General features: G+C 62.2%; 1 tRNA gene. It reads right to left on the bottom strand.

Annotated features, from left to right (window positions below):
• Positions 1–77, bottom strand: a tRNA-Asp gene (locus E4487_RS24240).
• Positions 78–251: the final 174 nt, after the last annotated feature.

Here is a 251-nt window from a genome sequence, read left to right as displayed (position 1 = left end):
TGGCGCAGCGGACGGGACTCGAACCCGCGACCCCCGGCGTGACAGGCCGGTATTCTAACCGACTGAACTACCGCTGCGTGTCGGTTGGACTTGCGTCCAGAGAACTCTGTTGCATCTGATGGCGCCCTTGCGGGCCTTGCCATCTCAAATCGACCAAGGTCGATCTGGGAAATAATGGCGCAGCGGACGGGACTCGAACCCGCGACCCCCGGCGTGACAGGCCGGTATTCTAACCGACTGAACTACCGCTG

The organism is Pseudomonas sp. BMW13 (assembly GCF_013357275.1).
GTDB classification, from domain to species: Bacteria; Pseudomonadota; Gammaproteobacteria; order Pseudomonadales; family Pseudomonadaceae; genus Aquipseudomonas; species Aquipseudomonas khazarica.
The sequence above is the reverse complement of the archived record's forward strand: the minus strand, read 5'-3'. Positions and strand labels throughout refer to the sequence as shown.